Source organism: Streptomyces sp. NBC_01463 (genome assembly GCA_036227345.1).
Lineage (GTDB): Bacteria > Actinomycetota > Actinomycetes > Streptomycetales > Streptomycetaceae > Streptomyces.
Map to the genome: position 1 here is coordinate 8,406,063 of CP109468.1, position 14,928 is coordinate 8,420,990.

The following is a 14,928-nucleotide window of genomic DNA, read 5'->3' on the forward strand; positions in this document are numbered from 1 at the left end:
AGGAGAAACCGATGCTGAACCTGTCGTCCCTGCTGGAGCACAGCGCCCGGGAACACCCCGGCCGCACCGCCCTGGTCTTCGGTGACACCCGCCAGACCTACGCCGCACTGCTCGCACGGTCCCGGGACATCGCCCGCACACTGAGGCGCCACGGAGTGGGCCGGGGCGACAAGGTGGCACTGTCCTGTCCCAACGTGCCCGACTTCCCGGCCGCCTACTTCGCCATCCTCCGGGTCGGCGCCGTCGTCGTGCCGCTCAACGTGCTGCTGCGCCCGCAGGAGGTCGCGTACCACCTCGACGACTCCCGGGCCAAGGCCTTCCTCTGCTTCGAGGGCACCCCGCAGCTCCCCCTGGCCGAGGTGGGCAGGGCCGGCTTCGACCGGGCGGACGGCTGTGCGCACTTCCTGCTGCTGGGCCGGGCCGGACACCAGGAGGACGACGGTACGGAGCCCGTCGAGACGGTCGCCACGGCCGCGGAGGAGACGGCCGTGATCCTCTACACCAGCGGCACGACGGGACGGCCCAAGGGGGCCGAACTCAGCCACGGCAGCATGGTGATGAACGCGATGGTCGCCGACCGGCTGTTCACGGCCGCGCAGGACGAGGTGATGCTGGCCTCGCTGCCGCTGTTCCACGCCTTCGGCCAGAGCGCGGTCATGAACATGGGTCTGCTCCGGGGCGCCACCCTCGTCCTCCAGCCCCGCTTCGACGCGGACGAGGCACTCCGGCTCATGCACCGGGAAGGAGTGACGTTCTTCGCCGGGGTACCGACGATGTACTGGGCCCTGCTCGGCGCACACGCCACCCGCGAAGGACAGGCGCCGCCGCCGCTGCGCACCGCCGTCTCCGGCGGAGCCGCCCTGCCCGTCGAGGTCCTCCAGCGGTTCGGGAAGGCCTTCGGTGTGGACGTACAGGAGGGGTACGGCCTGTCGGAGACCTCACCCGTCGCCTGCTTCAACCCGCCCGGACTGCCCCCGCGGCCCGGGTCCATCGGCCGGCCCGTGTGGGGCGTCGAGATGAAGCTCATCGACGACTCCTGGCAGACCGTCCCGGACGACGGCCGGGGCGAGATCGCGATCCGCGGCCACAACATCATGAAGGGCTACCACCGGCGGCCCCACGACACGGCGTCGGTGGTACGCGACGGATGGTTCCGCACCGGGGACATCGCCCGGCGGGACGAGGACGGCTACTACTACGTCGTCGACCGGGTCAAGGACCTGATCATCCGCGGCGGGTTCAACGTCTACCCGCGCGAGATCGAAGAGGTCCTGACCACGCATCCGGGCGTCGGCATGGCCGCCGTGGTGGGCGTACCCCACGCCACGCACGGCGAGGACGTCAAGGCCTACGTCATCCCCGCGCCCGGCACGGAGCTGAGCGAGGCGGACCTGATCGCCTGGTGCCGTGAGCGCATGGCCGCCTACAAGTACCCCCGCAGCGTGGAGTTCCGCGACAGCCTCCCCCTGACGTCCACCGGCAAGATCCTCAAGCGCGAACTGGCCGCGGAGAACCACGGCGACACCGCCCCCGCCTGACGCGCACCGATGAGCCGGTGGAAACGACGCCGCGGACCGAGCATGACAGCACCGCCCGGTCCCCGGCTGTCGGCAGGTTGCACAAACCCGGCCGTCCGTCATTGCCGCGATTGCGCAGAGACTGCCGGGCCCCGCTCGCCCAGGATGTGCCATCGAACACCGATGTGATCCGGACGACCCGTCAGGATCGCCCCGACCCAGGAGCCGCCATGTCATGGAGAAGGAAACTGCTCGTCCCGTTGGCCGCACTCGCTCTCGTCCTGTCGGCGCCGGCCGGCGCGGGAGCCGTGACGGGGTCCGCCGCCCCGGCCGGCGCTGCGGCGGTCGCCAACGGTGCCCCCACCGCGTTGGCCGCCACCGACTTCGGCGCCCCCGGCCCGTACGCCACCGCGGTCGAGGTCGGCGCGGTCACCACCCTGTACTACCCGCGTGACATCGCCACCAGCGACCGAAGCCACCCCGTGATCGTCTGGGGCAACGGCACGTTCGCCTTCCCCGTCGTCTACCGGGACCTGCTGCTGCACTGGGCCAGCCAGGGCTTCATCGTCGCCGCGGCGAACACCCCGCAGTCCAACCTCGGCATCTCCATGCGCGCGGGCATCGACATGCTCACCCAGCGCAACGCCGACCCGAACAGCATCTTCCACCACCACGTCGACCTGGAACACATCGGCGCCTCGGGCCACTCGCAGGGTGGTGCGGCCGCCATCGTCGTCGGCTCGGACCCCCGCATCGACGCCATCCTGCCGATCCAGCCCGGACCGCTGGCCAACATCAACTCGGTGCACGTCCCCGCGCTCCTGCTGGCCGGTCAGAAGGACAGCATCGTCTTCCCCTTCCTCGTCAAGGCCTTCTACGACGCCGCCGACCACATACCGGCGCTGTACGGCGAGGTGCGCGGAGCCGACCACTTCACGGTCGTGGGCGACGCCGGCCCGTTCGCCGCGCCGACCACGGCGTGGTTCCGCGCCCAGCTCATGGGCGACCAGGAGGCCCGCGCCCAGTTCTTCGGCCCCGGCTGCGGCATCTGCACCGACACCGCCACCTGGTCCGACGTCCGGCGCAACGACCTGGCGCTGAGCGTCCCGGCCACCGCTCCGTAACCGTCCACCCGCCGCGCCGCGGCTCCCCGCGGCGCCCCGCCCCCCTGTACCCGCCTCCCGGTCGTCTCCGCGACAGGGAGGCGGGCACCACGCGTGAAAGGACCCGCAATGGACACCATCGCGACCACGAGCCGGGGCAAGGTCCGCGGCCGCGTCGTCGACCGCGTCGCCGCCTTCCTCGGAATCCCCTACGCCGCCCCGCCGTTCGGCGCCCACCGCTTCCGGGCCCCCGCGCCCGTCGAGCCCTGGGAAGGGGTGCGGGACGCGCTGGAATTCGGTCCGACCGCGCCGCAGCGTCCCTACCGGCCCCCGCTCGACCGGCTGATCCCCGATGTGCGCATCCCGGGCGAGGACTGCCTCACCCTCAACGTCTGGACCCCCGACGCCGGCGGAGGGCCGCTGCCGGTGATGGTGTGGATCCACGGCGGCTCCCTGCGCAACGGCTCCGCCGCCATGCCGCTGTACGACGGCCGGGCCTTCGCGCGCGACGGTGTGGTCCTGGTCTCGGTCAACTACCGTCTCGGCGTCGAGGGGTTCGGCGTGTTCCCCGACGCCCCCGACAACCGGGGCCTGCTGGACCAGATCGCCGCCCTGACCTGGGTCCGGGACAACATCACCGCGTTCGGTGGCGACCCCGCGAACGTCACGGTGTGCGGCGAGTCCGCCGGAGCGATCAGCATCGCCGCCCTGACGGTCTCCCCACGCGCGGCCGGCCTGTTCCACCGGGCCGTCCTGCAGAGCGGCCCCCCGCACACGGTGCCGCGCGACCGGGCCGCGAAGACCGTGCACGCGATCGCGAAGGAACTCGGCGTGCCCGCCACGGCCGAGGCGTTCGCCGCCGTGGACCGCGAGCGGCTGCTCGACGCTCAGACCGCGGTGACGGGCAGGGCCGATCCGATCAGCGGGGGCCCGGGCTTCGACATCGTGGCCGACGACGACGTCGTACCGGCGCAGCCCCCGCTGCCCACGGTCGATCTGCTGCTGGGCTGCAACCGGGAGGAGTACCGCCTCTGGTTCGTACCGAGCGGGGCGGTGGACCGCGTCAGCGGGATCACGCTGCGGATGGCCCTGCTGAAGCTCCGGATCCCGTGGCGGGTGGCGCGGCTGTACCGGGCCGCCCGGCCGGACGCGAGCCCCGGGGTGGTCCTCGGTGAGATGGCCACGGACCTGCTGCTGCGCGGCCCCCTCAACCGCCTCGCCGACGCCCGGCCGGCCCGGACCTTCCTGTACGAGTTCGCCTGGCGCTCGCCCGTCCTGGACCTGGGCGCCTGCCACGCCCTGGAGATCGGCTTCGTCTTCGACAACCTCCGCCACGGCGAGTCGCTGTCCGGCCCGGACGCTCCCCAGCCGCTCGCCGACACCATGCACCGGGCCTGGGTCGCCTTCGCCACCACGGGCGACCCGGGCTGGCCGGCCTGGGACGCACGCCGCCCGGTGAAGGTGTTCGACCACCCCGACACGGGCCTCGTCCTCGCACCCCGACAGGAGGAACTGGCCGCCTGGCTCTAGGAGAGATGTGCTCTTGACGCTGTGCGTAGTGCTACTCCAGCAGCTTTTCGCCGGTGAAGTAGCTTTCCCTCACTCCCTGGGAGCGACCCACTGCCGTCACGCAGGACAACCGGAGGTTCACCCATGCCCCGAGCGGCTCCGTACCTCACCGTGGCCGACGTGCTGCGCGCACGGATTCTCGCCGGGGAGTGGGGGACCGGGGAGCGGTTGCCGTCCCGGGCACGGCTCGCCGAGGAGTACGGGGTCGGGCGCAACGTCATGCAGCGGGCCATGGACCGGCTGATCACCGACGGCCTCCTCGAAGGCCGTGCCGGCTCGGGCACCTTCGTCCGCGCGCCCCGCGAGCGCCTGCGGCTGGTCCGCTCGCGGCACCGCGAACGCCGGGAGAGCCCTGCGCTCCGCTCCGCCACCCGGGAGCGGGGCGGAGCCGACGCCTGGGACGCGCACAGTCAGGTGCGGGTGCCCGCCCCCGAGACCATCGCCCGGCGCCTGGACATCGGCGCCGGAGACCTCTGTGTGCACACGCACTACGAGTTCCTGGCCGGCGGCCACCCCGTCCAACTGTCCGACTCCTGGGAGCCGATGGCGATCACGGAGGGAACGCCCGTCGTGCTGCCCGAGAAGGGGCCTCTGGCGGGAAAGGGCGTGGTCGAGCGCATGCGCTCCATAGGTGTGACCGTGTCGACGGTGATCGAGGTACCGCACCCGGCCCGCGCCACACCTGTGCAGGCACACCTGCTGGGCATCGGCGCGGGCGACCTCGTGCTGCAGATCGAGCGGACCATCCACGACGCGGACGGACGTCCCGTCGAGACGGCCGACATGGTCATTCCGGACGCACGCAGGGAAGTGGTCTACGAGTTCGCGGCCGACCACCCGTAGACCGGAACCCGCGTCAGCGGAAATCATCCCGACGAACGTGAGGCACCCGCATGCCGAAATCGTCCCGGCCCGGTCTCCTGCGGCAGCCGGACTTCCGCCGTCTGGTCGCCGCCACCGCGGTCGGTCAGCTGGGCGACCGCATCATCTTCCTGGCGTTGCCCTTCGTCGCCGTCTCGGCCCTGCACGCCGATGAGTTCCAGGTCGGACTGCTGACGGCCGCCGCTGCCGCGGGCTCGCTCCTGGTCGGACTGCCGGCGGGAGCGTGGGTGGACCGCATGCGCAAGCGGTCGGTGATGATCGGCACCGATCTCGCCCGCGCGCTGATCCTCCTGACGGTTCCGCTGGGCTGGTGGTCCGGCCGGCTGGAGGTCCGGTGGCTCTACGCCGTCGCCCTGGCCCATGGGGTGCTGACCGTCTTCTTCGATGTCGCGTACGTCAGTTATCTCCCGCATCTGGTGGGCCGCGGAAGCCTGATGGAGGGAAACGCGAAACTGTCGGCGACGCGCTCGGTGACCAGCGTCGGCGGGCCCGCCCTCGCAGGGCCGCTGATCGGGCTGGTGGGCGCCCCCGTGACGCTGCTGGCCGGTTCGGCAGGGATGGCGATGTCGGGCCTGCTCGCGATGACCGTCCGGAAGCGGGAGGAGATGCCGGAGCCGCGGGGGCGGCCCCGGCTGGGCCGGGAGATCGAAGAGGGCCTGAAGTTCGTCCTGAAGCACCCCACCCTGCGTTCCATCGTCCTCGCGGACGCGGTCTTCAACATCTCTCTGGCCGCATATCAGAGCATGCTGCTGGTGTTCCTGGACCGGCAGCTCGGCCTCCGTCCCTTCGAGGTCGGTCTCGTTCTGTCGGGAATGGGGTGCGGTGCCCTGCTCGGCGCGCTGACGGCCACCACGCTCTCGAAGCGGGCCGGCCAGGGACGGGTGATCTGGCTGGCGTCCCTGGTCACCTGTCCGCTGACCGCCGTCATGCCGATGGCGCGACCGGGCTGGAGCATGTACGCCGCCGCGACGGGGCTCGCGGCCCTGTCGTTCGGGGGAGTGGTCCGCGTGGTGGCCCAGTCGAGCCTCCAGCAGGCCCTTACGCCGGATCGGCTCATGGGCCGGATGAGCGCGACGACCCGGTTCGTGGCGTGGGGCGGCGTCCCGCTCGGTGGGCTTCTGGGCGGGGCGTCGGGGACGGCGTTCGGAGCGGCGGGCACCCTGTGGATCGGCGCGGCCGGCATGACCTCGAGCGTTCTGCCGACCTTCCTGTCACCCCTGCGCACCCTGCGCGGATCGCCCGTCGAAACGGCTCCGGAGCCCGCGCGCTGAGCGGTCACGACCCGCAGGTCCGCGCAGGACCGGCCGTCCGTCAGGAGAGGTCCCGGGCGACGAGCGCCGCCTGGAGCAGCCGCGCCTCGGCGGGGACCGCGAGGTCCAGTCCGGTCAGCGTGCTCACCCGGTGCAGCCGGTAGTCCAGGGTGTTGCGGTGGATGCAGAGCTCCAGGGCGCTCCGGCGCCGGTTGTGCCCGTGCTCGACGAACACCCGCAGGGTCTCCAGCAGATACGGATGCCCCGCCAGCGGGTCGAGCTTGGCCGCCAGCCGCCGCAGCGCGTCACCGGGGCGCGCGAGCTGGTATTCCAGCAGGACGTCGTCGAGGCGGTACAGCCCCGGTGGCCGGCCCAGTCGCTGGACGAGTTCCAGCACCCGCCCCGCCTCCGCCGCCGCCGTGGGGACGGCTGCCGGTGTCGAGGCCGGGGCGGCGGCCGCGTACACGTGCTGCCCCACCTCCTTCCCGAGCGTCTCCGCCAGACCGGTCACGCCGCAACTGCCCGGCAGCAGGGCGATTCCGGCGACGTGGTCCATCAGCACCGGCACACCGGCCCGCGCTTCGAGCGAGGACTGCACCAGTCTGGCCGCGGGGTTCGACTCGAAGGCCAGGGCGACCACCTCGTGCGCGCCGTCCACCGTGACCCCTGCCGCCTCCGCCAGTTCCTCGTGCGGGCGACCGGTCAGCAGGGCGGTCAGCAGCGCCCGGCGCACCCGCTTGTCCTCGCTGTGGATGTCCTCCTGGGCGTTGCGGTGGGCGAGGACGACCGCCGGCATGGCCGAGTGCAGGCAGGCCAGCAGCCGTGCTCCCGCTCCGGTCAGCTCCTCGGGCTCCGCCGTCTCGGACAGGGCCCGCCACCACTCCTCGGCGCCGATGAGATAGGCGGCGATCACCGCCTCCAGGGGCACGCGTTCCTCGGCCCTGCGGCCCGACCACTCGATGAGGCGCGTGAGGTCTCCCGGGTCCATCGCCCCGCCGTCACGCAGGGCCCGCAGCAGCAGTTCGTAGACCGCGGCGATCGACCGCTTCACCTCACCATCGAGTGTGTGGCGCGGCAGCTCCCCGTAGAACGGCACTTCCGCCGCACAGCGAGCGACGACGTCCGCGGTGAGATCGCTGCTGCGCACGGCCATGCGTGCATGTAGCCCAAGCATCGGCGCATCGTCACACCGCCCCCTGCCTGCGTCAATCGCTGCCCGCCGCGCTGAGACGACCGGCACACGGAATGGCAGGTCGAAAGAATGCGCTTGCACGCAATGATCCACCGGATCAGGAGCGGCGCGGGAGCCCCGTCGGTCATGGTTGCGGTGCGTGGGATTGCCGCCAAAGTCCCATAATAATAAGGCTGTTGCCCACGAGATGCGGGCACTGTCGGTCCAGAGTCTTGCCAGCCCGTCGCGAGCGGTCCTATCCTCACGGGCAGACAGCAGGAAAGCGCTTTCCATCTTCATCAGACCCCGCCGGTGACAGTGGAGTCCTGGCAGCCCGCCGTGACTCCGCAAGCGAGCCGCCATCGATCCGGCGGGGGCTGTGGGCGCGGTGCCGGTACGTCATGGGGTCCTGGACGCACGTCATGACGGCGACACATCGCGCCGCTCTTCACGCTTCGACGGTGACGGCCCTCCGGGGTGCGGCACGCGACGGGGTTTGGCATGTCATGAACATGTCACTCAAGCGTTCGGTCATTCAGTCATTCGGTCACCAGTCATCAGTCACTCGGGCGTTCAGTCACCCGCCCTCCGCAGACGGACCAAGGAGAACGAACATGAAGAGACGAGTCGCCCTGCGACTTCAGGCGGCGCTGGCCACGGCCGCCCTCGCCGCCGCGGCCGGTGTCGTCGTGACGATGCCCTCGGCATCGGCCGCGACCGGTGGCGCCACCGGCTACGCCACCCAGAACGGCGGAACCACCGGCGGAGCGGGCGGTGCGACGGTGCGGGCCACGACGGGCACCGCGATCCACCAGGCCCTGTGCGGCCGGGCCAGCAGCAGTACCCCGATCACCATCGAGGTCGAGGGGACCATCAACCACGGCAACACCACCAAGGTGTCAGGCGACAGCTGCAACACCGCCGCCGGAGTGATCGAGCTCAAGCAGATCAGCAACGTCACGATCGTCGGTGTCGGCAGCGGCGCCGTCTTCGACCAACTGGGCATCCACATACGCCAGTCCAGCAACATCATCATCCAGAACGTGACCGTGAAGAACGTCAAGAAGTCGGGCTCGCCCACCTCCAACGGCGGTGACGCGATCGGTATGGAGAGCGACGTCCGCAACGTCTGGGTCGATCACACCAGTCTGGAGGCCTCGGGCGGGGAGTCGGAGGGGTTCGACGGTCTCTTCGACATGAAGGACAACACCCAGTACGTGACCCTGTCGTACAGCACCCTGCGCAACTCGGGCCGCGGCGGCCTCATCGGTTCCAGTGAGACCGAACTGTCCAACGGCTTCGTCACCTTCCACCACAACCTGTACGAGAACCTCGACTCCCGGACCCCTCTGCTGCGGGGCGGCATCGCGCACATCTACAACAACTACTACGTGAAGCTCAACGAGTCAGGGATCAACTCCCGGGCCGGGGCCCGCGCGAAGGTGGACAACAACTACTTCAAGGACTCCAAGGACGTCCTGGGCACCTTCTACACGGACGCGGCCGGCTACTGGCAGGTCAGCGGCAACACGTTCGACAACGTGACGTGGTCCGCCCCCGGCAGCGAGAACAACCCGGCCGGACCCGACCCAAAGTCCAACACCACCGTCAGCATCCCCTACTCCTACCGCTTGGACACGGCCGCCTGCGTACCCGGCATCGTGGCCGCGACGGCAGGCGCCAACAAGGGCCTGAAGGTGTCGGACGGCAACTGCTCGACGCAGACGCCCACACCGGACCCGACCGACCCCACGCCCGACCCCACCGACCCCACACCGGACCCGACCGGGCCCACCGGCACCAACCTCAGCATCGGCGCCGGCGCCGACGGGACCAGCAAGGCCTCCGGGACGAGCTACGGCAACGTGCGCGACGGTGACCTGAGCACCTACTGGTCACCCGCAGGGGCCACCGGCTCCGTCTCGGTCAAGTGGGCCGCGGCCACCTCCGTCTCCTCGGTCGGCATCCGGGAGGCGTCCGGCTCCGCCGGCAGCCTCGGGTCCTGGCGGCTGGTCAACGGCGACACCGGTGCCGTTCTGACCTCCGGCACGGGGGCGGGCGACATCACGATCCCACCGACCTCGCTGCGCAAGATCACCTTCCAGATCACCGGCTCGACCGGCACCCCGAAGATCGCCGAGTTCGAGACCTACGGCAGCTAGCGGCCACCTGTCCCCGCCCGGCCCCGGGGAGTGACCCGCGGCCGTTCCCGAGGGCGTGCCCCCGGGAACGGTCCCCGGCCCGGCCATCGCGCGGCGGTGGCCGGGCCGCGACGGCGTCAGCTCGTGAGGACGACGAGCTGCTGTGTCGCGCGGGTCATCGCGACATAGCGGTCGACCGCCCCTTCGATGCCCGTGCCGAACCCGGCCGGATCCACGAGGACCACCAGGTCGAACTCGAGCCCCTTCGACAGCTCCGGGGTCAGCGAACGGACCCGGGGCGTCGCCCTGAACGTGGGATCGCCGATGACGCAGGCGATCCCGTCGGCGTGCGCGGCGAGCCAGGTGCCGAGGACCTCGTCGAGATCCTTCGCCGCTCCGTGGACGACGGGGAGACCGCTGCCGCGGACGGACGTCGGCACGTTGGCGTCCGGGAGCGCCGCCAGGATGACCGGCTCGGCCTCCGCCATGATCTCCTCCGGTGTCCGGTAGTTGATGCTCAGGGAGGCCAGGCGGATCCGGTCGAGCCCGACCCGCTCCAGCCGCTCCTGCCAGGACTCCGTGAAGCCGTGCCTGGCCTGCGCGCGGTCCCCGACGATGGTGAAGCTCCTGGACGGGCAGCGGAGCAGCAGCATCTGCCACTCCGCGTCGGTGAGTTCCTGCGCCTCGTCCACGACGACATGGGCGAACGGGCCGGCGAGCAGGTCCGGTTCGGCCCCGGGCAGCTCCGTGCCGTCGACCAGGGTGTCCTTGAGGTCCTGCCCGTGCAGCATCGTGACCGCGCCCTCCCCGTCGGCGTCGGCTTCGAGCAGGGAGTCGATGACGTGGGCCATGTGTTCGCGTTCGGCGGCGACGGTCGCCTGGTGCCGGCGTCTGCGCAGCGATGCCTCCGGGTCGCCGAGCCGCTGGCGCGCCGCGTCCAGGAACGGCAGATCGGAGACGGTCCAGGCCCGGGCGTCGGCACGCTGCAGCCGTGACACGTCGTCCCGGTCGAGCCAGGGCGCACAGATACGCAGGTAGGCGGGCACCGACCACAGGTCGCCCACGAGATCGGCGGCCTCGACGAGCGGCCACGCGCCGTCGAATACCTGCAGCAGCTCCCGGTTCTGCAGCAGGGACTTGCGGAGCAGTCCCTCCGGGGCGCCGCCGTCGTGCTTGTCCATCAGGAGGGTGACCAGTTCCTCCAGGACCTGGTCGCGCGCCTCGTTGTGCGGGACACCCGGTGCCGCTTCGAACGCCACCGCCCAGTCGGCGGCGGTCACCCGGACATCCGACCACGGGGTGGTGACCGTCATGCCCTCGGTGGGCGGGTCCTCGTAGAACCTGACGGCCGCCTCGACCGCCCGCACCAGATCCGCGGACGACTTCAGGCGGGCCACGTCCGGGTCCCCCTCGGCCGTCGCCGCGGCTCCCTCGGCGACGAGATCGCGCAGGGTGCACGTCTGCACGCCCTCCTCACCGAGGCTCGGCAGCACGTCGGCCACGTACCCGAGGTACGGCTCGTGGGGGCCGACGAACAGCACACCGCCCCGGTGGTGGCCGAGCCGGGGATCGGAGTAGAGGAGATAGGCGGAGCGGTGCAGGGCGACGACGGTCTTTCCCGTACCGGGGCCGCCGTCGACGACGAGAGCGCCGCGTGATCCCGCCCGGATGATGGCGTCCTGATCGGCCTGGATGGTGCCGAGCACGTCCCGCATCCGGGCCGACCGGTTCCCGCCGAGGGTGGCGATGAAGGCGGACTGGTCGTCGAGAGCGGCATGCCCGGCCACCCCGTCGGGGGTGAACACCTCGTCCCAGTAGTCGCTGATCCGGCCGTGGGTCCAGCGGTACCTGCGGCGGCTCGCCAGCCCCATCGGGCTGGCGTGGGTCGCTCCGAAGAACGGTTCGGCCGCGGGGGAACGCCAGTCGAGCAGCAGCCTGCGGCCGGAACTGTCCGTGAGACCGAGCCGGCCGACGTACACGGGCTCCGAACCGTCGGCGCCGACCATGTGCCCCAGGCACAGGTCGAGCCCGAACCGGCGCAGCGTGCGCAGGCGGGCGGTGAGCCGGTGGATCTCGATGTCCCGGTCCATCGCCTGACGCCCCATGCCGCCGGGCGCCCTGCGTTCGGCGTCGAGGCGCTCGGACAGCTCGGCGACCGACTCCTCGAGGCAGGTGGCGATGGCCGCGAAATGCTCCTCGTCGCCGGCGATCAGCTTCGGCTCGGCCTTGGGGGAGAGGCGGTCGGGAAGGCCGAAGGCACTGGTGGTGAGAGAGGTCATGGTCAGCGGCTCCGTTCCGAGGTGGTGTCCGTGAAGTCCGCCGGTGTGCACTCCCACACCTCCGCGCGCCGTGCCCACGACCGTGAGGGGATTCCCCGTATCGGTTCCACGTCGCCGCACGACCCGAGAACCGACAAAAACATATGCACTTCGTGAATCTCCCATTTCCTCAGCTTCTGGCCTCGAAGGGTGATTGTGCGGTACACCCGGGGCCTTGCCGCAAGCCCCCCACTGCGCTATAAGTTGAAAGCGGCAAGAGGTGGGAGTTCCCCCTTGCCCGCATTCCCGCCGACGGACGCCGCGGAGGAGAGCGCTCCGCCGAGCTCGTTCCCGGCGAAGGTCACCTGTCCGCTTCGTCGTCGGTGTCATCGAAGAGGAACACGGTCCCGAGACGTCCGCCCTTGCCCGAGCTGATGACCCCGCTGTCAAGCTCGGGCGTGCCCCGGAGGTACGCACCGCCGTAACCGTGGCCGGCCAGGAAGACACCCCAGGTGAGCACCCCCGGTTCGGTCGGTCCGCCGCCCGGCGCAGGGAACTCCTCCGGCACGGGACGCACCCGGCGCTGGAGGATGGACGGGCCGCCCACCGCCGCGCGCACCTGGGCTGACCATTCGCCGGCGGATGTCCGCCACCCCGCGAGCACGTCCAGGCCGCTGTGCGAACTGCTCGCCTTGAGCACCAGGTCCTCGCGGTGCGCCAACGCGAAGCGGACGAGGTCCACGCGCTCGCCCGCGACCTCGGTCTTCTCGTCCCGGACCAGCCGGGTCCACGGGAGCAGGCCGTCGATGACCTCCAGTTCCCCAGCGTCGAACAGGGACCGGTTCCGCGTGTCACTGAGGAGGGCCAGCGCGGCCTTGCTGCCGTACACCTCGTTCTCCAGCGGAGTGAACAGACTGACCAGCCCCCGGTCCGCCGCCCGGGAGAGGGGCGCGAGCAGGGCCACGTCCTCCGTGTCGGCGACGTCGTTGATGACGAACCAGCGGTGTACGAGGTCGACCCGGCGACCGGCCACGTGGACCCCGTCCGCGCGGTACTCCACCTCTCCGAGATGGCAGGGCACCGCGTCGATGCCGTGGGGTGCGAGCAGGGCGGCCATGCGGCGCAGGTGCGGCTCCATCGACGCGTAGCTGCCGGGCCACTCGACCAGGGCGACCACCGGGTTCGCGGAGCGGTCGAAGTCTGGGAACGACTCCTCCCACAGGTCCAGCAGCACCTCGGTCCCGTCGGTGAACCGCAGGCCGTGTTCCGCAGCGAAGGAGGCGATGTAGGGCTCGCGCAACAGGGCGTGGTTGAGCAGCGCGATGTCCCAGCCGCCGAGCGGGCTGCCGCCGTTGAGTTCGAGGAGGCGGAAGCCGTCCCGCTCGCGGTAGAGGTCGGCGCGGGCGCTGCGAGGGAGTACACGAGGCCGGCCGTCGGCCCGGAGCGCGGCGCCGGTCCGTACCGCAGGCCAGCCGAGGGCAGCGGTGAAGGCGCGCAGGTCACCGCCGTGGAACCGTTCGGGAAGCGTCAGAAGGAGGTCGTACAGGCGGCTCAGCCTCGCACCGGCCCGCCGGCTCTCCTCGTGGCCGAGGAAGACCGGACGGGTCAGGAACTCGCTTCCGTAGATGTCCCCGGCGAGGGGCGAGTCCGCGCACACGCGTTCCGGGGTGCAGCCGGCCGGCAGTCCTGTCAGGTAGTCCCGGACCAGCCGGGCCGCGGCGGACATCAGGCGACCTCGATGCGGACATCCGCGAGCACCTGGGCCGCGGCCGTGTTCACCTCGGCGGCGGTGCCGGCGTGCAGGATCACGTATCCGACCCGTGAGTCGTTGTCCCCGGGCGCGCGCACGTGGCCGCCCGGCTGGACGGTGAGCCTGCTCCGTGCCACCGCGTCCGAGTCGCCGATCCCGCTGACCGAGCGGAGGACCCCGCCCCGGGGCGGGGTCAGGAAGCGGATTCCGGCCGCCGTGTCGGCGGTGGGAGCGAGGGACGGCTCCTCGCCGAGTGCGATCTGTACGTAGATCCTCGCCTCGTCGATCCCGCGGGCCTGCCGCATGAGGGCGACGATGTGGTCCCCGGGCAGCCGGGCCCCGAGTTCGATGATGCGGGTGGTGCCGTCGGGGAGCAGCTTGAGTTCGGTGTGGGCGATGCCGTTCGTGATGCCGAGGGCGTGCGCGGCCGCCACCGCAGCCTGCTGCAGGGTGCGTACCGACGCCTCGTCCAGTTCCGCCGGCACGGTGTGCCCGAACTCGGCCCGTGCGGCGCCTTCGGTGGTGAACTTGTCGTAGGGCGGCAACGGCGTCGCCACGCCCCCGACCACCACCGTCTCGATGCTGAACTCGGTGCCGCCGACGTACTCCTGGACGATCACATGGGCGTCCAGCGGGATGCCGTGCGGCATCTGGAAGAGATGGGACCTGGCGGTCGCGAAGGCCGTCGCCAGCTCCTCGTCACTGCCGACCACGGACACTCCCCAGGAGCCGGACTGCTCGGAGGGCTTCACGACGACGGGGTAGGCCAGGCCTGCCGTGTCCACCAACTGGTACGCCTCTTCGAGGGTGCGTGCGGCCAGGGTCAGCGGGGCCGGAATGCCCTGTTCGGTGAAGGCGCGCGCCATGATGCGCTTGTTACGGCAACTGAGCGCCCGGGTCGGGTCGTTGCCAGGAAGTCCGAGTGCGGCGGCAAGCTGCGCCACCAGCGGGGTCAGGAACTCCCAGCAGGCGACGACACCGTTGACGTCCTCGGCCCGTGCCAGCTCGGCGAGCCGGCGCAGTGCGCCCTCGCTGTCGGAGAGATCGACGAAGACGAGCTTTCCGGCTTCCTCGATCTTGTGCTTGAGCGTGGGGGAGTACCACTCCTCGTAGACGTCCGGGTGCGTGACGACGACGACTTCCACGTCGAGGTCCCGAGCGGCGTCGATGACGTACTCGCCGGTGTTCCCCATCGCTTCGAGGAGAAGGAGCTTGGGCATGGTGGTGGGGCCTTCCTCGGCGGTCGGTGTGCTGGTGGCGCCGTTGTGCCGGCGTGGCATTCGGGTG

General features: G+C 71.2%; 10 protein-coding genes. 6 read left to right on the forward strand and 4 right to left on the reverse strand.

The features are described 5' to 3' along the window. The first annotated feature begins 11 nt into the window (after positions 1–11). The 5 genes from OG521_36905 (at position 12) to OG521_36925 (ending at position 6,342) form a co-directional block, all read left to right on the forward strand. Positions 12–1,538, forward strand: coding sequence for a long-chain fatty acid--CoA ligase (locus OG521_36905; protein ID WUW26046.1), 1,527 nt, complete (start codon positions 12–14; stop codon positions 1,536–1,538). 209 nt (positions 1,539–1,747) lie between these two features. Next, a complete protein-coding gene (locus OG521_36910) occupies positions 1,748–2,641 on the forward strand; it encodes an acetylxylan esterase (protein WUW26047.1) in 894 nt (297 codons plus the stop codon). Between the two features lie 108 nt (positions 2,642–2,749). Next, complete coding sequence (locus tag OG521_36915; GenBank protein WUW26048.1) at positions 2,750–4,150, forward strand: carboxylesterase family protein; 1,401 nt, start codon at positions 2,750–2,752, stop codon at positions 4,148–4,150. Positions 4,151–4,273: 123 nt separating this feature from the next. Then, positions 4,274–5,032 (forward strand): GntR family transcriptional regulator, encoded by a 759-nt coding sequence (locus tag OG521_36920; protein WUW26049.1) that lies wholly within the window; start codon positions 4,274–4,276, stop codon positions 5,030–5,032. Positions 5,033–5,082: 50 nt separating this feature from the next. Continuing rightward, positions 5,083–6,342: an MFS transporter gene (locus OG521_36925; GenBank protein ID WUW26050.1), complete on the forward strand. Its 1,260-nt coding sequence runs from the start codon at positions 5,083–5,085 to the stop codon at positions 6,340–6,342. Between the two features lie 40 nt (positions 6,343–6,382). Here the strand turns inward: OG521_36925 and OG521_36930 are convergent, their stop codons facing one another. Beyond that, positions 6,383–7,474 (reverse strand): helix-turn-helix domain-containing protein, encoded by a 1,092-nt coding sequence (locus OG521_36930; protein ID WUW26051.1) that lies wholly within the window; start codon positions 7,472–7,474, stop codon positions 6,383–6,385. Between the two features lie 632 nt (positions 7,475–8,106). Between OG521_36930 and OG521_36935 the strand changes: the two genes are divergently transcribed. Then, positions 8,107–9,654 (forward strand): polysaccharide lyase family 1 protein, encoded by a 1,548-nt coding sequence (locus tag OG521_36935; protein WUW26052.1) that lies wholly within the window; start codon positions 8,107–8,109, stop codon positions 9,652–9,654. Between the two features lie 116 nt (positions 9,655–9,770). On the opposite strand, the gene OG521_36940 is transcribed toward OG521_36935, so the two are convergent. From OG521_36940 to OG521_36950, 3 genes are all read right to left on the reverse strand, one after another. Then, positions 9,771–11,912, reverse strand: a complete 2,142-nt coding sequence (locus OG521_36940; protein ID WUW26053.1) for an AAA family ATPase — start codon at positions 11,910–11,912, stop codon at positions 9,771–9,773. A 340-nt stretch (positions 11,913–12,252) separates the two neighbouring features. Continuing rightward, positions 12,253–13,617, reverse strand: coding sequence for a hypothetical protein (locus OG521_36945; GenBank protein WUW26054.1), 1,365 nt, complete (start codon positions 13,615–13,617; stop codon positions 12,253–12,255). Then, a complete protein-coding gene (locus tag OG521_36950) occupies positions 13,617–14,921 on the reverse strand; it encodes an ATP-grasp domain-containing protein (GenBank protein WUW26055.1) in 1,305 nt (434 codons plus the stop codon). Before OG521_36950 ends, OG521_36945 begins: the two co-directional genes overlap by 1 nt. Between the last annotated feature and the right edge of the window lie 7 nt (positions 14,922–14,928).

What these genes read in the sequence shown, in the direction of transcription:
- OG521_36905 (WUW26046.1), top strand. Translation starts at nt 12, where the DNA reads ATGCTGAACCTGTCGTCCCTGCTGGAGCACAGCGCCCGGGAACACCCC.
- OG521_36910 (WUW26047.1), top strand. Translation starts at nt 1,748, where the DNA reads ATGTCATGGAGAAGGAAACTGCTCGTCCCGTTGGCCGCACTCGCTCTC.
- OG521_36915 (WUW26048.1), top strand. Translation starts at nt 2,750, where the DNA reads ATGGACACCATCGCGACCACGAGCCGGGGCAAGGTCCGCGGCCGCGTC.
- OG521_36920 (WUW26049.1), top strand. Translation starts at nt 4,274, where the DNA reads ATGCCCCGAGCGGCTCCGTACCTCACCGTGGCCGACGTGCTGCGCGCA.
- OG521_36925 (WUW26050.1), top strand. Translation starts at nt 5,083, where the DNA reads ATGCCGAAATCGTCCCGGCCCGGTCTCCTGCGGCAGCCGGACTTCCGC.
- OG521_36930 (WUW26051.1), bottom strand. Translation starts at nt 7,474, where the DNA reads ATGGCCGTGCGCAGCAGCGATCTCACCGCGGACGTCGTCGCTCGCTGT.
- OG521_36935 (WUW26052.1), top strand. Translation starts at nt 8,107, where the DNA reads ATGAAGAGACGAGTCGCCCTGCGACTTCAGGCGGCGCTGGCCACGGCC.
- OG521_36940 (WUW26053.1), bottom strand. Translation starts at nt 11,912, where the DNA reads ATGACCTCTCTCACCACCAGTGCCTTCGGCCTTCCCGACCGCCTCTCC.
- OG521_36945 (WUW26054.1), bottom strand. Translation starts at nt 13,617, where the DNA reads ATGTCCGCCGCGGCCCGGCTGGTCCGGGACTACCTGACAGGACTGCCG.
- OG521_36950 (WUW26055.1), bottom strand. Translation starts at nt 14,921, where the DNA reads ATGCCACGCCGGCACAACGGCGCCACCAGCACACCGACCGCCGAGGAA.